The organism is Brachybacterium sp. AOP29-B2-41, assembly GCF_052378395.1.
In the GTDB taxonomy this organism is placed as follows: Bacteria; Actinomycetota; Actinomycetes; order Actinomycetales; family Dermabacteraceae; genus Brachybacterium.
Genome location: NZ_JBQSXR010000004.1, coordinates 231,908 through 251,213, shown reverse-complemented (window position 1 = coordinate 251,213; position 19,306 = coordinate 231,908). Strand labels below are relative to the sequence as shown.

Below are 19,306 nucleotides of genomic sequence, written 5' to 3'. Positions count from 1 at the left end.
GGAGTCAGGGGAGGCGTGCGATCGCTTCGGCCGACGCCGCCCAGCGGCCGTCGTCCTGCGGCGGGATCGCGGCGATGCCCATCCACAGGGTGAGGGCGTCGAGCCACCGGGACTCCAGCTCGTCGAGGGGTCGGACGGCCTCGTAACCGGCACGCAGGGCGGAGCGGGCCGGGGCGGGCGTCGGCCCCCAGCCGCGGAAGAGCGTGGCGAGATAGGTGCCTGCCTGCGCGAGGTCGGCGACCCGGTGGTCGAGACGGACGTCGTCGAAGTCCAGCACCGCGGCGACCCGACTGTCCTCGACCAGGATGTTCGCGGCGCGGAAATCGCCGTGGATCGGCTGCGGGGGATCCGAGGGGGCAGGCAGGTCGGCGACGAGCTCCGCCAGGCGGGCGGAGGCTGCGGGCACGCGGCCCGGATCGCGGTCGGTCAGCCAGGTGCTCACCCGGCCCGGAAGCGGGGACGGGGCTTTCGACGAGAGGCCCGCGGTGCCGACGTCCGCGAGCGCACCGTGCAGAGCGGCGAGGCAGGCGCCCGCAGCGTGCACGGAGTCGAGGTCGTCCACATCGAGCCAGGTCCCGCCGACCTCCGGCAGCACCGCGAGGGAGAACGGGAGGGAGGGCCCGTCGACCTCGAGCCGCACGCGCCCGTCGCGGCCCGGCAGCGGGGCCGCGACCGGGATGCCCCGGGAGGCGAGGTCCGTGAGCAGGCGCGTCGTGGTGGCGAGGTGTGCGAACCGCTCCGGCGCGCAGGAGAGCTTGACGATCAGCGGGCCGCGATCGGTGCGCACCCAGGCGATCGCATTGCGGTCGCTGAGCGTGAGGCGCGGGACCTCCTGCACAGCGAGATCCCAGTGCTCGGCGAGCACCGCGGTGAGCCAGCGGGTGGCCCCGTCGGCGCCGTCGAGGCCGAAGCGCTCGTTCAGCGCCTGCTCGGCGTCGGCCGTCTCCCACAGCATGGACAGTCCCAGGCTCAGCATGGACCCACGGTACGGCCACGTCGCCACGGTACGGCCACGTCATGCGCCGTCACACGGGAACAGGGGCGAGAGGCGCGGCGTTGGACGGGCCATGACAACACTGGGAATCATCGGAGCAGGCAACATCGGCAGCCAGGTCGCCCGGGCCGCGATCACGGCGGGGTATGACGTGGTGATCGCGAACTCGCGAGGCCCGGAGACCCTCGAGAACCTCGTGGAGGAGCTCGGTAGGAAGGCCCGCGCCGCCACCGCGGCGGAGGCCGGCGCAGCGGGGGACGTCGTCGTGGTGACGGTCCCGCTGAACGCCCTCGGTCAGGTCCCGGTCGAGCCGCTCGCCGGCAAGATCGTGCTCGACACCAACAACTACTACCACGAGCGCGACGGGCGGATCGAGGCCCTCGACAAGGGCGAGACCACGACCTCGCAGCTGCTCCAGGAGCACCTGCCCACCTCGAAGGTGGTCAAGGCCTTCAATCACATCCGCTCCGCGGACATCACCACCGACACCGCCCCTGCGGGCGCACCGGACAGGCGCGCGCTCGCCGTCTCGAGTGACTTCCCCGAGGCAGTGGAGCTCGCGACGAGGTTCTACGACGAGATCGGCTTCGACGCGGTGGACGTGAGCCCGCTGAGCGAGTCCTGGCGCGTGGAGCGCGATCGCCCCGCCTACGTGGTGCGTCAGACCGCTGCGGAGCTGCGCGAGAACCTCGCGGTCGCGAACCGTCTGCCCTGAGCGGTGTATAAGGGTGGGATGGAAGCGGCGTCGATCGCCTCCTTCGTGCCAGCCCTCAGGCAGCAGGCCGTCGAAGGCGAGGTCGGCTCACTGCTGATCGAGCTCCGCAAGCGTGCGCGCGGAGCGCAGGTCTGTGACGGAGACGTACCGTTGCCGCTGCACCCAGCCGCTTCCACGCCCTGAACGCAGATTGTCCAGCGTGTGCTCGAGCGTGACGTGACCCAGCCGATCTCCGTCTTCGCCTGGGCGGGTCAGGAAGAAGACCTGGTGCGCCGGACCTCTCCAGTGCGAGGCGAGACCGGCTTTGATGATGTCGGCGAGGCGCTGGTCCTCATCACGGTGGGTCCCTTTGAGGCGACCGATCTCTTCAGGCGTCCAGGTGACGTTGTCGATTCGCTTCAGCACCTTTGGGACCTCAAGTTGAATAGCTTTCTCGGCGTAGAACCCGAGATGGCTAACGTTTCGGAAGTAGCGTTCCGGCTGACAAATGTAGACGCCGTGCTCCAGGTAAAAGTGCCAAGCATCCTTGGCCGGTACCACGACCGCGACGGATTCGGCGGCGGGTGGGCGCTCGTCAAGGAGATCGGGCACGCGGGAGGCTCCACGCACCCATGCCTGAAGATTGGGGTCGATCCAGCTGAGGATGTCCATGGCCTGCTCGAAGCGCTCCTCCAGGGGCTGGTCGAAGATCGCTTGGTGGTGCGCGATGCGGTTTCGCAGAATGCGCAACGCCAGCACAGAGGTGTGGACGGACGCACGCACGAAGCCCTTCGGTCGATGGGGAAAAGCATGGACGAGATGCTTGCGGAATAAATTTTCGTATTTCTTGCCGAAGATCGCCTCCCACAGTCCGAATGTCATCGAGGCGAGCACCTTGTCCCGCGACGCGGTGTCCGCCTTCTTCCCGAGGTGCTTGCAGGCCATCTCATGGAATTTGAGGGCATCCTTGTCGAGGAAGGAAGGGCTGGCGAACCACCAGCCAAGAGCCACGTCGACGCGGGCGCTCTCAGCCACCTCCAGCGGCGCGAGGATCTTGTCGACGGAGTTGCGCAGCGCTACTTCGACATGGGCGATCAGTTCGAAGAACCCGGCGGAGATCGCGACATTCCACTCGTAGAGTCGGAGGGCTGATTCATAGTCGTGGTTCGCCGCTACGAGGTACTCCTCGAAGCGCGCCTCGGACACCCACTGCGGAACCCCGGACATCACTCCCCCTGCTGTAAGCACACGGGGGTGATACGATACGTGCATCGCGCTCCAGAGCGGCCTCTGGTCCTTGAGACTAAGCCACTGGGGCGCTTTTTTGTGCGCTCTGACTTCGAAGTCGAGCCCGTTCCTCGGCGCGCGACCGGCCGCCCGGTCTCGGTATGCACGAAGGGCGGATAGATGAGCCGTTGCGAAGCCTCAGGCCTCGTCGAGGCGAGCCCCGATCGGCTCGAGCAGTGCTGCGAGCGCCTCGAGCTGCTCTTCGGAGAGGTCGCCGAGGATCCGGTCGCGGGCGAGCTCGATGTGAGGGGGAGTGGCGCGCAGCCAGGTCAGCCGGCCCTCCCGGGTCAGGTGAACGTTGATCGCGCGGCCGTCGTCGGTGCAAGCGACCTTCTCGACCAGCCCCCGCTTCTGCAGCCGGGTGACGGCCTTCGAGGCCCTCGGCATGGGGGCCAGCGCGGCGTCGGCGAGCTGGCCCATGCGCAGGGTCGTCTCGGGTGCGGCGATCAGGGCCTGGAGGATCGCGTACTCGAAGTTGATGATCCCGGCGTCCGCGGTGAGCTGCTCGTCCAGTCGGGACGGGAGCTTCTGTCCGATGGTGACGAGGGCGCGCCAAGCGCTGCACCAAGGAGAAATGCCATGAGCACCACCCTCGCCGTCATCGGATCCGGCAACGTCGGATCGGCCGTCGCCGCACTTGCCGCCAAGGGCGGGGCGCAGGTCCAGGTCCTGGGCCGCGACCAGGAGAAGGCCACCGCGCTCGCTGCACAGGTCTCCGGCACCGCCGGCGCTGTCGGCGACGCGATCACGGGCGACATCGTCGTCCTCGCCGTCCCCGTCACCGCCTTCGACGAGCTCGTCGCCACCTACGGCGCGCAGCTGGACGGCAAGATCGTCGTGGACGTCACCAACCCCGTCGACTTCACGACCTTCGACTCCCTCACCGCCCCCGCGGACTCCTCGGCCGCCGCTGAGCTGCAGGCGAAGCTCCCCGGCGCTCGCGTCCTCAAGGCCTTCAACACCGTCTTCGCCGGCGTACTGGCCGCCGGTCAGGTGGGCGGCGACGTCCCCGCGACCGTCCTGGTCGCCGGTGACGACGACGCTGCGAAGACCGCGCTGATCGACCTGGTCACCGCCGGTGGCGTCAAGGGCGTCGATGCCGGCTCGCTCAAGCGTGCCCGCGAGATGGAGGCCGTCGGCTTCCTGCAGATGACCCTCGCCGCCCGCGAGATCACCGGCTGGACCGGCGGGTTCGCGCTGCGCAAGTGAGCGTCCGCTGACACGGAGCCGCCCGGGACCCTGGAGTCCCGGGCGGCTCTTCGTGGGTGCTGGGGCGGCTCAGGCCGTCAGCTGCATCGTGGTGATGCAGGTGGCGGAGTCCGGGTGGGTGCTCAGCGGTGCCGTCGCGACCGCGCCGTCGAGCGAGACGGTGAGCGTCAGCTCCTGATCCCGCGGCAACCAGAGGCCGAGGAAGCCGTTGGGGGCGGTGGTGCGCTTCTCGTCGAGCAGGACCGCACCGTCGTCCGCTGTGAGCAGGACCTCGACCGCGACGCTCAGCAGTTCGCCGGTGCAGTGCGAGAGCTCGTGGTGGAAGCAGTCATGCGTCGTCCGTACGAACGGTGCGACGGCGGTGTAGGACTGCCCGGCCGGCAGCGAGAGCGCGGCCTCACGGCCCGAGTCGTCGCTGAGCGCGAGGCGGTCCGGGAGGACCGTGGCCTGCATGCTGTGCGAGCGCTCGTCGAGGGGCAGGGCCTCGAGGTTGTCGATGATCTTGCGGGCGTCGCGCCCGGCGAGGCCGTCCGCACGCAGCAGGCCCTCCAGGGGGTTGCCGGCAGCGGAGTAGTCGGCATCGGGGGAGCCGCCGCAGCCTGCGAGGCCCAGGGAGGCCAGCGCGGTGGTCAGCGCGAAGCCGCCGAGCAGAGCTCTGCGAGAAACGGCTGGGGCGGTGCGCACAGGGCGTTCCTCTCAGGACGACGACAAGTCACTGGGTACGGTACCCCGCCGGCGGGCCTCCCGGGCTGACGGGCCTCCCTGTGGACTGCGCTTGCCTGTTCCCACCCAGCCCCGATCCTGCCCAGCCCCGATCCTGCTCAGCCGCGGGGCAGGCGGTGGCGGCCCGTGGCGATGTACAGCAGCGACATCCCGGCGAGGAACCCGCAGCCCACCAGCAGAGCCGTGTGGTACGCGGGCTCCCACACCATGATCCCGACCGTGAACAGGATGAAGGCGATCGCGAAGAGCTGGCCGTAGGGCCAGAAGGGCACCGGGAACTCGAGCGCTTCGCGCTCGGCGCGGCTCATGCTGCGGCGGGAGGCGACCTGGGCGAGCAGGATCATCAGCCACACGAAGATCGTCGCAAAGGTCGCGAGCGACGCCACGATCGTGAACACCGCCTCGGGCAGTGCGGCGTTGAGGATCACTCCGATCACCAGCACGCCGAGCATCGCGACCGTGGTGACCACGGGGACGCCCCTGACGGTGCGGGAGAGCGCCCGGGGGGCGAGCTTCTGCCGTGCCATCCCGGCGACCACCCGGCCGGCGCCGAACAGGTCCGCGTTGATCGCCGAGAGCGCGGCGGTGATCACCACCAGGTTCAGCAGCGCCGCCGCCCAGTTCACGCCGAGGGTGTCGAAGATCTGCACGAAGGGCGACTCCTCGCCGGTGATCGTGCGCCACGGGTTGATCAGCAGGATCACGCCGATCGCGAGGACGTAGAACAGCAGGATCCGCACCGGGACCGTGTTCACGGCCTTCGGGATCGCGGTGCCGGGATCCTCCGCCTCGGTGCCGGCTACACCGATGATCTCGGTGCCGCCGAAGGCGAACAGCACCAGGATGAAGGCGCTGATCATGCCGCCGGCGCCGTGCGGGAAGAAGCCGCCGTCGGCCGTGAGGTTCGCGAGCGGGTTCCCGCCGCCCGCCGAACCCAGGCCGAACACCAGGATCGCCGCGCCGCCCACGATCATCCCGATCACGGCGGTGACCTTGATGAGCGTGAACACGAACTCGAGCTCCCCGAACCAGCGCACGCTGGCCAGGTTCGCGGCACCCACGATCAGCAGGGTGAGCGCCACCCAGATCCACTGCGCGGTGTCCGGGAACCAGAAGCGCATGTAGATCGCGATCGCGGTGAGGTCCGCGAGGCACACGATGAGCATCTCGAAGGCGAACATCCAGCCGGTGATGTACCCGGCCCAGGGCCCCAGGAAGCGGCGGGTGTACTCGGCGAAGGAGCCGGAGATCGGCATCCGCACCGCCATCTCGCCGAGCGCACGCAGCATGAAGTACACGACCGCGCCGCCGAGCAGATAGACCAGCAGCACCGAGGGGCCGGCCGCCTGGATCGCGCCCGCCGAGCCGTAGAACAGGCCCGTCCCGATCGCGGAGCCGAGCGCGATGAAGTGGAGGTGGCGGGCCTTCAGGCCCGGTCGGCGCCGGGTCGCGGCGGAGGAGGGGGCGTCCTGCGTGGTCGTGCTCATCGTGGGGAATGCTCCGAGGCTGGGGAGGGACTTCTTGTGCAGTTGACACCGTATGGCCGCGGCGGTGCAGGAGGGTACGTGTGTCCGGCCACTCCGACGGCGGTCCCTTCGTCCCGGCAACGTGCAGAAAGCGCTCCTACGCTGGGAGGACATCAGCGCCCCGGCTCGGAGTGCTGAGAGGATGTGGAAGGAACCACTCATGGCACGCACCATCGTCGTCACCGGAGCCGCCTCGGGCATCGGGAAGGCCGCCGCAGCGCAGCTCGAGGCCGCGGGCGACACCGTGATCCGCGTCGACCTGCGCGAGGGCGACGTCACCGGCGACCTCTCGGACCCGGCCCAGATCGACCGCGTCGCCGCCGAGATCGCCGAGCGCACCGGCGGCGTGCTCGACGGGCTCGTCGCCAACGCCGGCGTCTCCGCACCCTCCGAGCTGTCGGTGAAGATCAACTACCTCGGCACCGTGGCCCTCATCGAGGCGCTGCGCCCGCAGCTCGCAAGGGCCGACGCCCCGCGGATCAGCGTCACCAGCTCCGCCGCGACCCTGCAGGGCAACGACCCCGAGCTCGTGGACCTGCTGCTCGCCGGGGACGCCGAGGCCGCGCTCGCCCGCGGCGCCGCGCTCGCCGCCCAGGGCCCGCAGATCGGCTACGCGAACTACTCCAGCTCCAAGCGCGCGATCTCCCGCTGGATCCGCCGCATGGCCCCCACCGCCGAGTACGCGGGCGCCGGGATCGGCCTGAACGGCGTGGGCCCGGGCCAGGTGCGCACCGGCATGACCACCGAGCTCTTCGCGAGCGAGGAGGGTCGGAAGATGGCCGACGACGCGATGCCCGCGCCGTACAACGGCATCGCCGAGGCCGAGCACATCGCCGCCGTCCACGCCTTCCTGGTCTCGGCCGCGAACGCGCGGATGACGGGCCAGGTGCTCTTCGTCGACGGCGGCTTCGACGCGCTGCGACGCGGGGACGACATCTGGCAGAGCGTCTGAGGAACGGCAGAGCTGATGATCGAGGGCCCGGGGCAGTGCCCCGGGCCCTCCTGCGTCCGGGTGGACGACGACCTCGGCCAGGTATATCATTCATGGATGCATCATCGAGTGATGCCGATGGGGAGCGAGGTGGACGATGGCACGCAGGTCCGGTTTCGATACCGGCGAGCTCGCCGACGCCGCAGTGCACGTGCTGCTGGCGCTGGTGCGCCCGCGGCACGGCTACGCGGTCTCGCAGTTCCTCGAAGCGGAGAGCGCCGGGACGGTCGTGGTGGGTCCGGCCTCCCTCTACACGACGCTCAAGAAGCTCAGCGCCGCGGGCTTCATCGAGGAGCTGGACGCGGAGGATGCCCGTCGCACGTACCAGCTCACCGCCGTCGGCCGCGACGTGCTCGAGCGCAACATCGAACGCCGCCGGCAGCTGCTGGCCATGGCGGACAGGATCATGGAGGACTCATGAGCACGACCAGCAGGATGAGCGCAGGCCTGGCCTTCGAGCCCGAGAAGGATCTCGCGATGTTCGCCGAGGAGGCGGCGCAGGGGAGACATCTCGCAGGCGTCGCCCGGCTCGGTCACGGGTGGAAGTTCCGCGAGGGAGAGCCCGAGGACGCGATCTTCGACCTCGCCCACGAGCGCGACCCCGATTCCGACTTCCTCTTCTACTTCAGCGAGGCCGGCTGGGAGCATGTGCTGTCCCTGGGGGACGCGCACGTCTTCAAGGCAGCGCCCGGCACACCGCCCGTCCATTCGGGTGCGGCGAGCCGGGCCGAGGAGCTGCTGCGGGAGCGGAACCGCTACGCCGTCCTGTCGGCCATCGCCCTCGCGATCTTCGTGCTCGTGGGGCTCGGCCTCCGGGCCGTCGACTGGAGCTCCTGGCTGACCGCAGGGATCGCGCTCCTCGCCGTCCTGCCCGTCATCTACACAGTGCTGCCCCTGATCGGCTTCTGGCACCGAGGTGCACGGCTCTTCGAGAAGGCCTGATCGGCCGGCGAAGCGCACGACGGCGCGGCCTGCTCAGGGGGTGACGCGTCGTCCCGGCGCGCGCCGGGCCCAGGTCACGGCCGCGGCGACCGCGATGATGACAGCGGCGATGCCCACGATGTAGCCCGCGACGCCCAGGTAGCCGCCGGGCACCAGGTGCGGGTCGAGGAACGGATAGGGATACCACCAGGGGTCGCCCGTGACCGGGGAGGACACGAGGTTCGCGCGCAGCAGCGTGTAGAGCGCCCAGGCGATCGGGAACGCCGCGGCGATGCCGACGGTCCGCCACGGCAGAGCGCGACGGCGAGGGGCGACCAGTGCGTCCACGAGCAGGAAGACGGGGCCCACCACGTGGAGCACCTCGTTCGTCCAGGCGCCGGCGAGGCCGGTGATCTCCGAGGACCGCAGCAGCAGGTTGTAGACCACCCCGGTGACGATCATGTAGGTGCTCACGCAGACGAACAGGGTCGCCAGCCAGGCCGGCTCGGCCTCCCGGCCGCCCCGGGTCCGCAGCGCCCAGACCGCCCCGAGGGCCAGCGTGACGACGGCGCCGAGGTTCGAGAGGATCGTGAAGTAGCTGAAGTAGTTCGTGATCACCGTGGGGAGCTGGTCCGGCCACAGCTCCTGGGCATTGCCGACCGTGACGATCAGCTGGCGGACGATCGCGGCGAGGCAGAGCAGGGCCACGGCCAGCCGCGCGACGGGCCACAGCCCGGTCATCGCGGCCCGCCGGTGTGCGGCGGACGCCGCTAGAGGGGTTCCATGGGGTCATCCAACCACCGATGTCGAGGGGCGCGCGCGGGCCCCGCCGGAGGGCGGCCGCTCAGCCGGCGAAGCGCACGAAGGTGCGCCCGGGCAGGGTCGTGCCGAACTGCGAGAAGCCGAGCGACTCGTAGAAGGCCCTCTGCCCGGGCTCCTCGTCCGTGATCAGCACGTGCTGGCGGACGTCGCCGTACGGGGCGAAGGCCTCCTGCACGAGCCGCCTCCCGAGGCCCTCGCGCCGGGTGTCGGGATGGACGAGCACGTCCTGGAGGTAGCAGATCGTCGCGCCGTCGCCGACCACGCGGGCGAGGCCCACGAGCCGTCCCGCCCGGCGCGCGACGACCACGCGCAGCGAGCCGGCGAGACCGTTCCTCAGGGTCTCGGGATGGTCGGTGTAGGCGCTCCAGCCCACCGCCTCGTAGAGTGCGACCGTCTCGGCCAGTGCGGGCAGGTCGGAGGCCGCGCAGGCGGTGATCGTGAAGGTCATGGCGCCACCGTAGCTCGAGGTCAGGAGCGGTCCGCACGGCGGGGGTCCGGCTGAACCTCCCCGGCCTCCCCATCGGCCGCAGCGGTCGCCCAGAAGAGGTCGTAGCGGAAGACGGGCTCGTCCTCGGGGGCTGGGTCCTGCGGGGCCTCGGCGCGCGCGGCGCCGGCGGCCTCCGCCTCGGCGAGCAGTGCGGTCAGCCGCGTGCTCAGCTCCTTCGCCTCGGCGCGCGTCATCCGCACTCGGCGATGGCCGAAGCTCGCCGGCCACGGCCGGGGGTCGCCCTCGGCGGGCGGCGGGGTGGCCAGAGCCCTGGAGACGTCGGCGCTGAAGTTCTGCATCATGAGCCCGCCGAGGGCGGGGTCCGGCTGGCCGGTCATGCTCAGGCCGTCGGTGGTCGCCCGCCACGGTCGCTCGCGGCCGTCGGCCGATGGAGTCTGCTCCACCAGGCCCAGCGCCGCCAGGCGCCGCAGGTGATAGCTCATCGCCGACGGGGAGAGGTCCACCAGCTCCGCGGCGGCGGTGCTGGTCAGCGTCCTGCCCGCCCACAGCTCCTGGAGCATCCGCCACCGCGCCGGATGGCTGACCGCGCGCATGCGGTCGTGGTCGTCGAGGTGCAGCGGGGGATCGAGGGCCATGGCGACATCGTAGGCCGGGGGCGCTCTTGCCCCGACGAGTCCTGAAGCATTACCTTCACTTCTATGAAGCACCTGTTTCACGATTTTCGTGGTCGATGAGCGCCGTGCCACCGCCGCTGCGGCGCAACACCCGGTTCCAGCTCCTCTGGGCGGGGTCGGCCTGTGCGACGCTCGGCACCGAGATCAACCGCGTCGCCCTGCCGCTCACGCTGCTCGCCCTCACCGGGAGCGCCGCCCGCGCCGGGCTGGTCGCCGCGGTGCTCACGGCGGCGATGCTGCTCGCGCAGATGCCCGCCGGGATCTGGGTGGACCGGCACGACCGGCGGCAGATCCTGCTGATCGCCCAAGCCGTCCAGGTGCTCAACGCCGCGATCCTGCTCGCAGGCCTGGCCGCGGGCGCGGAGGGGATGGCGGGCTTCGTGCTGTTCGCCGTCGTCGACGGGGTCTGCCAGGCCTTCCTCGGGCCCGCCCGGGAGGTCTCGATCCGTGCCGTCGTCCCGACCGCCCAGCTGCGCGGCGCCTTCGCCCAGGAGGAGGCGCGCTCCCACGCCGGGCGCGTGCTCGGTCCGGCGATCGGCGGCCTGCTGACGGGGATCGGGCTGCTCGCCCCGTACCTCATGATGGCGGCGATCGTCGCCGTGGCCTGGGTGTTCGCCGTGCTCGCGAAGGTGCCGCGACGGCCGGAGCCCGCCGCCGGTGCCTCGCCGGAGGGCGCTGCGGACGGGCCGTCGCGACGGGGCATGCTCGCGGAGTCCGGGGAAGCTCTGCGGTGGCTGCTCGGCCGACGGGGCCTGCGGGAGCTGTCGCTCGTGATCATGGCGATGAACTTCTTCGGCGGCGGCGTCATCCTCGCGCTCATCGTGCACATCGGCTCCCTCGGCGGCACCGCGACGCTCGCCGGCCTCGTGCTCACCGGCATCGGCCTCGGCGGACTGCTCGGGGCATCCGCCGCCGGATGGGTGGCCGGGCGGGTGCGCCCGGGCCGTCTCGCGATCGGTGTCCCTGCGGTGCTCGGCGTGTGCCTGATGCTCGCCGCGCTGCCGCTCGCCCCGTGGTGGCCCTTCTTTCCGATCCTCGCGTTCAGCCTGGTCACGCCGGCGCTGAACGTCGCCTTCAGCGCCGTGACCGCTCAGCTCGTCCCGGCGGAGATGCTGGGCCGGATCGGTTCGCTGCTGACCGTCGCGGGCATGGCACTCTCACCGCTCGGACCGCTGGTCAGCGGCCTGCTCGCAGAGACCCTCGGCGGCGGCTGGGCGCTCGCCGCTGCGGGCGCGGGCTTCGTGCTCACCGCACTGGTGGGAGCCCTCAGCCCGACATTGCGGAGATTCGAGGCGGCGGAGTGACCGGGGCGGCGCATGCTGCGGCCAGGCGCCTCGACCGGCGGTGTCTCCCGGGCGGCCTAGGATCTCGCCGTGCCGGACGCGACTGCGGCCGGCCGGAGAGGTGACGTCATGGCAGGGACCGCGATGAGCATGTGCACCGAGCGTCTGCAGCTCGACGCCCCGTGCGACGAGGACCTGGAGGACCTCCACCGCCTCTACTCCGACGCGCGCACCTGGACCCATCTGCCGAGCGGGCGCTTCGCCGAGCTCTCCACCACCGCTGCGGCGCTCGATCGCTGGCTCGCCGACTGGCGCGAGCACGGTCTCGGGGCCTGGGTGGTGAGGGAGGGCGGCGCCGTCGTCGGGCACGGTGGCTGCGCGGTCCGTCAGGGCGCTTTCTGGAACCTCGGATACCGCTTCGCCCCCGAGGTGCAGGGGCGCGGCCTCGCCACCGAGCTCGCGGGAGCGGCCGTCGAGGTGGCGCGCGCGACGCGCCCCGAGCTGCCGGTGGTGGCCTACCTCCTCGAGCACAATCGCGGCTCCGCCGCCGTGGCCGAGAAGGTCGGGCTCACGCTGCGCCACTGCGGTCCCGATGCGGGCAATCCAGACCCGTCGGCTGTGCGCCTGGTGCTCGCGGACCGTGAGCTCGACGCCCGGGAGCTGGCCGCGACGATGCAGTGATCCTGCGTGCTCGCCGATCGCTCGACGAGGCTCTCGTGGACACCGTCCTCGCGGGACGGCGGCCCGGTCCTGGCTCAGTGCCCGGCGCCGAGCTTGCCGGAGAGGCGCTCGAGCCGCTGCTGGCTCGCCCCGTCCAGGCCGATGATGCGCACCTCCTTGCCGTGCACGGCGTACTTCGACTGCACGGCGTCCAGGGTCGCGACGGTGGAGGCGTCCCAGATGTCAGCCGCCGTGAGGTCGACGATGACGGTCGAGGGATCGCCGGCGTAGTCGAACTGGTGGACCAGGTCGTTGCTCGAGGCCCAGAACAGCTGGCCCGTGACGGCGTAGCGACGGATGTCGATGGTGCCGTCGGCGTCCACGTCGGTCTCCCACACCTTCTCGATCCTCACTAGGTGCGCGACCCTCCGGGCGAACAGGACCATCGCCGTGAGCACACCCAGGATCACGCCGACGGCGAGGTTGTGGGTGAGGACGGTGGCGGCGACGGTGACGAGCATGACCGCGGTCTCCGACCACGGCATCAGGCGCAGCGTGGAGGGGCGGATGCTGTGCCAGTCGAAGGTGCCGACGGAGACCATGATCATCACCGCGACCAGCGCCGCCATCGGGATCAGTCCCACGATGTCACCGAGGGCGACGACCAGGATCAGCAGGAACACGCCGGCCAGGAAGGTGGACAGCCGGGTGCGGGACCCGGACTGCTTCACGTTGATCATGGTCTGGCCGATCATGGCGCAGCCGCCCATGCCGCCGAAGAACCCGGCGACCAGGTTCGCGACGCCCTGGCCCCAGGTCTCGCGGGTCTTGTCCGAGGGGGTGTCGGTGATGTCGTCGACCAGCTTCGCGGTCATCAGCGATTCCATGATCCCCACCAGCGCCATCGCGAGCGCGTAGGGCGCGATGATCTGCAGCGTCTCGAGGGTGAGCGGGACGTCCGGGAAGAACAGCTCCGGCAGCGACTCGGGCAGTTCGCCCTGGTCGGAGACGTTCGGCAACGTCCAGCCGGCGGTCACCGCAGCGAGGGTGAGGAGTGCGATCGCGATCAGCGGCGCCGGCACCACAGAGGTCAGCCGGGGCAGGAGCACCATGATCGCGATGCCGGCCGCGACGAGCGGGTAGACGATCAGCGGGATGTCCTCGCCGATCAGGTGCGGCAGCTGGGCGGTGACGATGAGGATCGCGAGGGCGTTGACGAAGCCGGTCATCACGCTGCGAGGGATGAACCTCATCAGCTTCGCCACCCCGAGCAGGGCGAGCACGATCTGCAGCAGCCCGGCGAGGAGCACGGTGGCGATGAAGTAGTCGAAGCCGTGCTCACGGGCCACCGGGGCGATGACCAGGGCGATCGCGCCGGTCGCGGCGGAGATCATCGCGGGTCGGCCGCCCACGACAGCGATCGTCACCGCCATGGTGAAGGAGGCGAACAGGCCCACCTGCGGTGGGACGCCGGCGATGATCGAGAAGGAGATCGCCTCGGGGATCAGGGCGAGCGCGACCACCAGGCCGCCGAGGATCTCGGTCCTGAGCCGACGAGGGTCGCGCAGGGCGCTGCGCACCGTGGCGGGAGGCTGCTGGGAGTGCTGGGGCTCGCTGTCGACGGCTGCTGCGGCAGAGGGGGTCATCAGTGTCCTCGGGGGAGTGGGGGAGCCCCGGAGGCATGGAACGGTTCCGTGAGGGGCTCGCGATCAAACCTCACGTTACGTGAGAGTTGGTCTCGCCGATAGGGGACGCCCGTCACAGCCGCTCAGGTCTCACCCGCCTGCTGTCGGGTCACGCCCCGGAGGACAGCTCCTGCAGTCGCGCGAGGAACTCGTCGGCCATGGTGACCTTGCGTGCGAGGGACGCACGTCGCTCGAGCGCGGACTCCTCGAACTCGCGGAGCTTCTGCCGAACCTCGGCGGAGGCGCCGGGTCGGATGGCGGCCTCGGTGACCTCGAGCAGTTCCCGCATCTGCTCGAGGGTGAAGTCCAGCGGTTTCATCCGGCGTATCAGCAGGATCCTCTCGACGTCCGCCTCGGAGTAGAGGCGGAACCCTCCCGCGGTGCGTTCCGACGGGGTGATCAGGCCGATCTCGTCGTAGTGGCGCAGAGTGCGCAGGCTGAGATCCGTCCGCTCGGCGACCGCGCCGATATGAAGCAGCCGAGGGTCGTCGTCCTTCTCGCTCATGGAGTCAGTGTGCACCATCTCGCGTCTCAGCCGGCCGGCTGCATCTCGCTCTCGACGACCCACTTGTGGTGGGTCATGGTCATCCCGTCGATCTCGAGGTCGACCATGTAGACGGTCTCCTGCATGGAGCTGTCGATGGTCGCCTCGGCGCCACGGACCACGATGATGCGGGATGGCCGACCCTTCGGAGGGGCCCGCGCTCGCGCCGCCCGCGTCGAGAAGGGCTCGCTACAGGCTGCTGCGCAGCGTCGGGATCCGGGGGAGGTGGGTCCCGGTGATCTGCGGCTCCCAGTCCGGCACGTTCCGCCGGGCCACCTCGATGATCTCCGGCGGGGTGATCACGCCGTACTGCGAGTTCGAGGCGTTGGCGGGCCGGGTGAGCTCGCTGACGTGCTGGGAGGACTCCGTCCCGTCCTTCTGGCGGATCACCGGCCCCCACACGTGCACGGCGTCGACGCGCCAGGCGCCCTCCTGAAATCCCCAACGGATCTCGGCCTTCGCGATCCTGGCGGTGCGAGCCTTCACCTGCATGGGGAAGTCCTCCAGCTGCAGGGCGGTGTAGGCGTGCACGAGGACCTGGGTCGTGGTCCCGACGTGCGAGATGCCTGCGGGAGCATGGTGCGGCTCCGACCGTGCGGGGGAGGGTCCGTCGTGGCCCGGGAGTGCTGTGTCCTCACCCCTGTGATCCGATCGCTCGCGAGAGGCGTAGCCCGATTCGTTCATCTGCGGCAGCCAGTCGGGGGTGTGCGCCAGCGCGGCCTCGACGATCACCTGCGGGGTGGTGAGTCCGTAGCTGTCCTCGGTGCCGTCAGCAGGTTCGGAGCTCGTGCTCAGGGCCCTGCGGGACTCCGCTCCGTTCTTCTTCAGGTGCACGCCGTCGAGCTGCACGAAGCTGATGCGCCACTGTCCGTCCTCGAACTCCCAGTAGACGGTCGCCTCTCTGAGGCGAGCGGGGCGACCGTCCACCTCCGTGGTGACGTCCTCCAGTCGCAACGTGGTGAAGGCTTTGATGTGGACTTCGGTCGTCGTCTCGCCCGCCGTGATCGTCATGTGCTCCCCCTCGGAGTCTCCGGTGCGGGCTTCATCCTGCCTCATGGGGTGGCGGAGATGCAGTCCGTCGGGGCCCCGGACCGCTTCGCCGCGAAGAACGTGAGAGCGGCCTCGAGGTCGCTCTCCGTGAACGCCGGCCACGGGCAGGAGGCGACGTGGAGCTCTGCCGCGCTGCTCTGCCACGGGAAGAATCCCGAGGTGCGGCTGTCGCCGCCGGTGCGGATGATCAGGTCGATGTCCTTCACCGGGCCGCCGGCCAGCTGCGCGGTCACGGCAGCGACGGTCAGCTGCTCGACGTCGGCCTCGGGCAGGGCGGAGACGGCGCGCCGCAGCGCCGCGGCCATGTCGGCGCGGGCGTCGTAGCCGATCGCCAGAGTGAGGTGGCCCGGGCGACCGCGGGTCTCCTCCACCGCCTTCCGCAGCGCGCGCTGCGTCGGCCCCGGCAGGAGGCTGAGATCGCCGCTGACGTGGAGCTGCCAGCGCTCTGCGGCGCGCACCCTCTCCGGGATGGTGGTCTCGAGCAGCGCGAAGAGGACGCCGAGCTCACGGGCGTCGCGACGGCGGATGTTGTCGGCGGACAGCACGTAGACGCTGGCGTGCTCGATGCCGCGCGCGGCCAGCCAGCCCAGCAGGCGGGACAGATGCTCGGCGCCGGCCCGGTGCCCGGCGCTCGGGTCGAGGAGGTGCTGAGCGCGTGCCCAGCGGCGGTTGCCATCCATGATGACGCCCACGTGCCGGGGCATCGCCACGGAGCTCGGCGTGAGTCGCGCAGAGACGTCGGGGGCTGTCATGAGTCGATCCTGGAGTCCCGGAGCCCTCCCGGGAAGCGCACGGGCAGGAACGGCGCAGAACCTTCACCGCGCCCGCCCGAGGTGCCGGGACCCCTCAGAGCGCGTAGGAGTACTGCTCGAGGAAGCGCGGAGCGGCTCCGAGCGTGCGGGAGGCGTGGTTCGCCCACGAGGGGTCCCGCAGCATCTCGCGGCCCACCAGCACGGCATCGGCCCGGCCGGAGGAGAGCAGCTCCTCCGCCTGCTCGGCCCGCGCCACGCGGCCGACCGCCGCGACCGGTACCGAGGTGTCCCGGCGCAGTCGCGCCGCATAACGGGTCTGGTAGTCCTCGTCGCGGGGGATCGGGACCACGTCGTTGCCGCCCGAGGAGGCGTCGATCAGATCCACCCCGTGCTCCCCGGCCCAGGCGGCCAGCTGGGCGGACTGCTCGTAGGTCCAGCTCTCGCGCGGGTCCTCGGGGTTCTCCTCGACCCAGTCTGTGGTGGAGATCCGCATCAGCACCGGGAGCTCCTGCGGCCATGCGGCACGGACCGCGTCGACCACCTCGAGCACCAGCCGGGCCCGGCCGGCGAGGTCGCCCCCGTACTCGTCGGTGCGGTGGTTGGTCAGCGGTGAGAGGAAGGAGTGCAGCAGGTAGCCGTGCGCGGCGTGGATCTCCGCGACCTGGAAGCCGGCCTCGAGCGCGCGGCGTGCGGCGTCGCCGAAGGAGCGGACGACCGCGGCGATGTCCTCGCGGCTCATCTCGTGGGGCACCGGGCCGCCCGGGAAGGCGACGGGGCTCGCGCCGTAGGGCATCCAGCCGAGCTCGTCGGTGCCGAGCCAGGCCCCGCCCTCCCAGGGTCGGCCGGTCGAGGCCTTGCGGCCGGCGTGCGCGAGCTGGATGCCTGCGACCGCGCCCTGTGCGCGGATCGCGGCGGCGATGCGTGCGAAGTCCGGGATCTGCGCGTCCTCCCACAGGCCGAGGTCGAAGGGGCTGATGCGTCCCTCGGGGGCCACGCCCGTCGCCTCGAGGATCACCATGCCCGCGCCGCCGGCCGCGCGGGCCGAGTAGTGGGCGAGGTGGAAATCGGTGGGCCGGCCGGCCGATCCGGGCTCGGCCGCCGCGCTGTAGGTGCACATGGGAGACATCCATGCGCGGTTCGGGATCTCGAGGCCGCGGAGCTGGAGCGGGGTGAACAGGGTCGTCACGGGAGGAGCCTCCGGAGGGGTCGACGCTAAGTACGAAGGATGCCGTACTACGAGGACGATAGTACTCTCGGGGGACCCCGCGAGAAGAGACCAGGAGGAGACGGTGCGCACACTGCCCCACCCCGATGCGCAGGAGATCGCCCTGGACCAGGTGCTCTCCGCGCTCGCGGACCCGATCCGCCGCACGATCGTCCGCCAGCTCGCCGGTGGCCACGACGACCAGGCGTGCATCGCCTTCGACCTCCCCGTCTCCAAGTCGACCTCCACCCATCACTTCAGGGTGCTGCGCGAGGCCGGGGTCATCTCCCAGCGCTACCGCGGCACCGCGATCCTGAACTGCCTGCGCGACGAGGACCTCGAGTCCCGGTTCCCCGGCCTGCTGGGTGCGGTGCTCGCGGCGGAGCCTGCGCGACCGGCGGCGCCGTCGGGCGACTCCTGACGCCGAGCCGACCCAGCCGGCCCGGCCTCGCCGAGAGTCGGGCGCGGGGCGCGGATCCGGGCGAGCGCCCCGAGCAGCAGCGCGAGCGCCGCGACGCCGCTGAGCGGTGAGGCGCCCGCGACGAGCAGCAGCCCCAGCCCGGCGAGGCCCAGCGCGATCGCCTGCCCGGTGCGGCGGAGCTCGCCCGTCGGCCGCACCGCACGTACCCGCTCGAGCGGGCCGAAGAGCCGGGCCGCCGTCGCCGTGAGCACGATCGAGGCGAGCAGCCACTGCGGCCGGTCCAGCCACCACTGGAGGCTCGAGGGCTCCGGCAGGGTGAGCGCGCCCCAGTGCGCGAGGAGCAGCGTCCCGCCCGCGAGGAGCAGCAGCGCCGAGAGGTTCCACAGGTAGAAGGTCATCGTGCGGGCGGTGACGAAGCCGGTCACGGCCGCGATGTGCGGACGCTCCGCGAGCTCGCGGAGCCGGGGCCGCAGCAGGGAGAGCGCAAGGGTCTGCGCCGCGCCGAGCACCAGCAGGGCGGTGGTGGGCGGGTTCAGGTGCGCGATGAGGTCGGGGGACCAGAGCCCGCTCGCGAAGGCGGCGAGCAGAGCGGTCACGGCCGCTCCCGCGCCCAGCAGCCGGGCGCGGCGGGAGAGGGCCTCGATGCGCCCGTCGGCCAGCAGGAAGCCCGCCTGCTGGAGCGCGAGCCAGACGAAGGCGAGGTTCGCGTACCCGACCGCGTCGATCCCCGTCTCCGCGCGCAGCACGTCCACGATCACCGCGCCGCCGGCCAGGGCGAGCAGCGAGGGCCAGGGCGCCCGCTCATGCGCCCGCAGCAGCGCCGGCAGCAGCGCCTGGGCGCCGAGAAACACCGCGAGGAACCACAGCGGCTCGCGCCAGCGCAGCCCCGCCTCGCCGAGCAGCTCGTCGGGGACGCCGAGGGCGGGCAGTGCGGCGAGGGCCAGAGCGACCGCGGCGATCGGGGCGAGGGCCGGCAGCAGCAGGCGATGCACGCGGGCCGTGACGAAGTCCGTCGCGGAGCCTCCGCGCTCCCGCAGCCGGCGGTGCGCGATGGCGCCGGCGAAGCCGCTGACCACGAAGAACAGCGGCATCACCTGCAGCAGCCAGGTCAGCGGCGGATACCAGGCCGCACCGCGGGTCGCGTACTCGAGCACCGGCCCGGCCGCGCCGGCGGTGACCGCGACCTGGAGCCCGTGGACGAGCATCACGGCCAGCACGCACAGCGCGCGGACCAGGTCGATGCCGCGATCGCGGTGCGAGGGGGCAGGGGTGCGGGCGGGGACGTGCGCGCGGCGCGGGGGCGCGAGATCGATGACGGCCATGGGGCTCCTCCTCGGGTGATGCCGAGGACGCTATGGACGAGGTGCCCCCTGCCGCGTCGCGCGCAGGTGCCGGCAGGGGTGGTCCCTCCGAGCGAT

General features: G+C 71.3%; 21 protein-coding genes and 2 pseudogenes. 8 read left to right on the top strand and 15 right to left on the bottom strand.

The window, feature by feature from the left end; all coding sequences use genetic code 11:
* Positions 1–4 precede the first annotated feature (4 nt).
* A complete protein-coding gene (locus tag ACT3T9_RS06180; protein ID WP_441446322.1) occupies positions 5–976 on the bottom strand; it encodes a phosphotransferase enzyme family protein in 972 nt (323 codons plus the stop codon).
* Here ACT3T9_RS06180 and ACT3T9_RS06175 point away from each other — a divergent pair.
* Entirely contained in the window at positions 954–1,709 is a 756-nt protein-coding gene (locus ACT3T9_RS06175) for an NADPH-dependent F420 reductase (RefSeq protein ID WP_441446321.1), read from the top strand. The two genes, ACT3T9_RS06180 and ACT3T9_RS06175, sit on opposite strands and share 23 nt — an antisense overlap.
* Before the next feature lie 87 nt (positions 1,710–1,796).
* On the opposite strand, the gene ACT3T9_RS06170 is transcribed toward ACT3T9_RS06175, so the two are convergent.
* Both ACT3T9_RS06170 and ACT3T9_RS06165 read right to left on the bottom strand, forming a co-directional pair.
* Entirely contained in the window at positions 1,797–2,915 is a 1,119-nt protein-coding gene (locus tag ACT3T9_RS06170) for an Abi family protein (RefSeq protein WP_444606145.1), read from the bottom strand.
* 198 nt (positions 2,916–3,113) lie between these two features.
* Complete coding sequence (locus ACT3T9_RS06165; protein WP_442331883.1) at positions 3,114–3,437, bottom strand: MarR family winged helix-turn-helix transcriptional regulator; 324 nt, start codon at positions 3,435–3,437, stop codon at positions 3,114–3,116.
* A gap of 117 nt (positions 3,438–3,554) precedes the next feature.
* Between ACT3T9_RS06165 and ACT3T9_RS06160 the strand changes: the two genes are divergently transcribed.
* A complete protein-coding gene (locus tag ACT3T9_RS06160) occupies positions 3,555–4,184 on the top strand; it encodes an NADPH-dependent F420 reductase (protein ID WP_441444452.1) in 630 nt (209 codons plus the stop codon).
* A gap of 69 nt (positions 4,185–4,253) precedes the next feature.
* Here ACT3T9_RS06160 and ACT3T9_RS06155 read toward each other — a convergent pair whose 3' ends face one another.
* Both ACT3T9_RS06155 and ACT3T9_RS06150 read right to left on the bottom strand, forming a co-directional pair.
* A complete protein-coding gene (locus tag ACT3T9_RS06155) occupies positions 4,254–4,868 on the bottom strand; it encodes a CueP family metal-binding protein (RefSeq protein ID WP_441444453.1) in 615 nt (204 codons plus the stop codon).
* A gap of 137 nt (positions 4,869–5,005) precedes the next feature.
* Positions 5,006–6,394 (bottom strand): amino acid permease, encoded by a 1,389-nt coding sequence (locus ACT3T9_RS06150; RefSeq protein WP_441444454.1) that lies wholly within the window; start codon positions 6,392–6,394, stop codon positions 5,006–5,008.
* A 199-nt stretch (positions 6,395–6,593) separates the two neighbouring features.
* Here ACT3T9_RS06150 and ACT3T9_RS06145 point away from each other — a divergent pair, with 199 nt between their 5' ends.
* The 3 genes from ACT3T9_RS06145 to ACT3T9_RS06135 all read left to right on the top strand — a co-directional run bounded on the left by ACT3T9_RS06145 (position 6,594) and on the right by ACT3T9_RS06135 (position 8,366).
* Entirely contained in the window at positions 6,594–7,385 is a 792-nt protein-coding gene (locus tag ACT3T9_RS06145; RefSeq protein ID WP_441444455.1) for an SDR family oxidoreductase, read from the top strand.
* Between the two features lie 136 nt (positions 7,386–7,521).
* Positions 7,522–7,845, top strand: a complete 324-nt coding sequence (locus ACT3T9_RS06140; RefSeq protein WP_441444456.1) for a PadR family transcriptional regulator — start codon at positions 7,522–7,524, stop codon at positions 7,843–7,845.
* A complete protein-coding gene (locus ACT3T9_RS06135) occupies positions 7,842–8,366 on the top strand; it encodes a DUF2812 domain-containing protein (protein WP_441444457.1) in 525 nt (174 codons plus the stop codon). The genes ACT3T9_RS06140 and ACT3T9_RS06135 overlap by 4 nt, the downstream gene beginning before the upstream one ends.
* A 33-nt stretch (positions 8,367–8,399) precedes the next feature.
* Here the strand turns inward: ACT3T9_RS06135 and ACT3T9_RS06130 are convergent, their stop codons facing one another.
* From ACT3T9_RS06130 to ACT3T9_RS06120, 3 genes are all read right to left on the bottom strand, one after another.
* A complete protein-coding gene (locus tag ACT3T9_RS06130; protein WP_441444458.1) occupies positions 8,400–9,086 on the bottom strand; it encodes a Pr6Pr family membrane protein in 687 nt (228 codons plus the stop codon).
* 103 nt (positions 9,087–9,189) lie between these two features.
* Positions 9,190–9,615, bottom strand: coding sequence for a GNAT family N-acetyltransferase (locus tag ACT3T9_RS06125; protein ID WP_441444459.1), 426 nt, complete (start codon positions 9,613–9,615; stop codon positions 9,190–9,192).
* 20 nt (positions 9,616–9,635) lie between these two features.
* Complete coding sequence (locus ACT3T9_RS06120; RefSeq protein WP_441444460.1) at positions 9,636–10,250, bottom strand: ArsR/SmtB family transcription factor; 615 nt, start codon at positions 10,248–10,250, stop codon at positions 9,636–9,638.
* Between the two features lie 95 nt (positions 10,251–10,345).
* Between ACT3T9_RS06120 and ACT3T9_RS06115 the strand changes: the two genes are divergently transcribed.
* Together ACT3T9_RS06115 and ACT3T9_RS06110 are read left to right on the top strand one after the other, a co-directional pair.
* Entirely contained in the window at positions 10,346–11,593 is a 1,248-nt protein-coding gene (locus tag ACT3T9_RS06115) for an MFS transporter (protein ID WP_441444461.1), read from the top strand.
* Between the two features lie 108 nt (positions 11,594–11,701).
* Positions 11,702–12,253, top strand: a complete 552-nt coding sequence (locus ACT3T9_RS06110; protein ID WP_441444462.1) for a GNAT family N-acetyltransferase — start codon at positions 11,702–11,704, stop codon at positions 12,251–12,253.
* Between the two features lie 74 nt (positions 12,254–12,327).
* Here the strand turns inward: ACT3T9_RS06110 and ACT3T9_RS06105 are convergent, their stop codons facing one another.
* The 6 genes and pseudogenes from ACT3T9_RS06105 to ACT3T9_RS06080 form a co-directional block, all read right to left on the bottom strand.
* Complete coding sequence (locus ACT3T9_RS06105) at positions 12,328–13,878, bottom strand: SulP family inorganic anion transporter (protein ID WP_441444463.1); 1,551 nt, start codon at positions 13,876–13,878, stop codon at positions 12,328–12,330.
* Between the two features lie 148 nt (positions 13,879–14,026).
* Positions 14,027–14,422 carry a MerR family transcriptional regulator gene (locus tag ACT3T9_RS06100; RefSeq protein WP_441444464.1) on the bottom strand — a complete coding sequence of 132 codons (396 nt, stop codon included), beginning with the start codon at positions 14,420–14,422 and terminating at the stop codon, positions 14,027–14,029.
* Between the two features lie 26 nt (positions 14,423–14,448).
* Positions 14,449–14,580: pseudogene (locus ACT3T9_RS06095) on the bottom strand (DUF1541 domain-containing protein); the annotation flags it as partial.
* A 70-nt stretch (positions 14,581–14,650) separates the two neighbouring features.
* The gene (locus ACT3T9_RS06090) at positions 14,651–15,517 is read right to left on the bottom strand and encodes a hypothetical protein (RefSeq protein ID WP_441444465.1); all 867 of its coding nucleotides are present in this window, start codon (positions 15,515–15,517) and stop codon (positions 14,651–14,653) included.
* Positions 15,514–16,263, bottom strand: a complete 750-nt coding sequence (uppS, locus tag ACT3T9_RS06085) for a polyprenyl diphosphate synthase (RefSeq protein WP_444598835.1) — start codon at positions 16,261–16,263, stop codon at positions 15,514–15,516. Before uppS ends, ACT3T9_RS06090 begins: the two co-directional genes overlap by 4 nt.
* A gap of 94 nt (positions 16,264–16,357) precedes the next feature.
* Positions 16,358–17,449 carry an NADH:flavin oxidoreductase/NADH oxidase gene (locus ACT3T9_RS06080; RefSeq protein ID WP_441444467.1) on the bottom strand — a complete coding sequence of 364 codons (1,092 nt, stop codon included), beginning with the start codon at positions 17,447–17,449 and terminating at the stop codon, positions 16,358–16,360.
* A 103-nt stretch (positions 17,450–17,552) separates the two neighbouring features.
* On the opposite strand from ACT3T9_RS06080, the gene ACT3T9_RS06075 reads away from it, so the two are divergent.
* Complete coding sequence (locus ACT3T9_RS06075) at positions 17,553–17,888, top strand: ArsR/SmtB family transcription factor (protein ID WP_345075822.1); 336 nt, start codon at positions 17,553–17,555, stop codon at positions 17,886–17,888.
* Positions 17,889–18,142: 254 nt separating this feature from the next.
* Here ACT3T9_RS06075 and ACT3T9_RS06070 read toward each other — a convergent pair.
* Positions 18,143–19,210: pseudogene (locus tag ACT3T9_RS06070) on the bottom strand (acyltransferase family protein); the annotation flags it as partial.
* Positions 19,211–19,306: the final 96 nt, after the last annotated feature.

Bases quoted from the DNA above. Each gene is read 5' to 3' on its own strand.
- ACT3T9_RS06120 (WP_441444460.1), bottom strand. From the start codon at position 10,250: ATGGCCCTCGATCCCCCGCTGCACCTCGACGACCACGACCGCATGCGC.
- ACT3T9_RS06130 (WP_441444458.1), bottom strand. From the start codon at position 9,086: ATGACCGGGCTGTGGCCCGTCGCGCGGCTGGCCGTGGCCCTGCTCTGC.
- ACT3T9_RS06115 (WP_441444461.1), top strand. From the start codon at position 10,346: ATGAGCGCCGTGCCACCGCCGCTGCGGCGCAACACCCGGTTCCAGCTC.
- ACT3T9_RS06170 (WP_444606145.1), bottom strand. From the start codon at position 2,915: ATGTCCGGGGTTCCGCAGTGGGTGTCCGAGGCGCGCTTCGAGGAGTAC.
- ACT3T9_RS06150 (WP_441444454.1), bottom strand. From the start codon at position 6,394: ATGAGCACGACCACGCAGGACGCCCCCTCCTCCGCCGCGACCCGGCGC.
- ACT3T9_RS06140 (WP_441444456.1), top strand. From the start codon at position 7,522: ATGGCACGCAGGTCCGGTTTCGATACCGGCGAGCTCGCCGACGCCGCA.
- ACT3T9_RS06175 (WP_441446321.1), top strand. From the start codon at position 954: ATGGACAGTCCCAGGCTCAGCATGGACCCACGGTACGGCCACGTCGCC.
- ACT3T9_RS06180 (WP_441446322.1), bottom strand. From the start codon at position 976: ATGCTGAGCCTGGGACTGTCCATGCTGTGGGAGACGGCCGACGCCGAG.
- uppS (WP_444598835.1), bottom strand. From the start codon at position 16,263: ATGACAGCCCCCGACGTCTCTGCGCGACTCACGCCGAGCTCCGTGGCG.
- ACT3T9_RS06110 (WP_441444462.1), top strand. From the start codon at position 11,702: ATGGCAGGGACCGCGATGAGCATGTGCACCGAGCGTCTGCAGCTCGAC.
- ACT3T9_RS06160 (WP_441444452.1), top strand. From the start codon at position 3,555: ATGAGCACCACCCTCGCCGTCATCGGATCCGGCAACGTCGGATCGGCC.
- ACT3T9_RS06135 (WP_441444457.1), top strand. From the start codon at position 7,842: ATGAGCACGACCAGCAGGATGAGCGCAGGCCTGGCCTTCGAGCCCGAG.
- ACT3T9_RS06100 (WP_441444464.1), bottom strand. From the start codon at position 14,422: ATGAGCGAGAAGGACGACGACCCTCGGCTGCTTCATATCGGCGCGGTC.
- ACT3T9_RS06125 (WP_441444459.1), bottom strand. From the start codon at position 9,615: ATGACCTTCACGATCACCGCCTGCGCGGCCTCCGACCTGCCCGCACTG.
- ACT3T9_RS06090 (WP_441444465.1), bottom strand. From the start codon at position 15,517: ATGAGGCAGGATGAAGCCCGCACCGGAGACTCCGAGGGGGAGCACATG.
- ACT3T9_RS06105 (WP_441444463.1), bottom strand. From the start codon at position 13,878: ATGACCCCCTCTGCCGCAGCAGCCGTCGACAGCGAGCCCCAGCACTCC.
- ACT3T9_RS06145 (WP_441444455.1), top strand. From the start codon at position 6,594: ATGGCACGCACCATCGTCGTCACCGGAGCCGCCTCGGGCATCGGGAAG.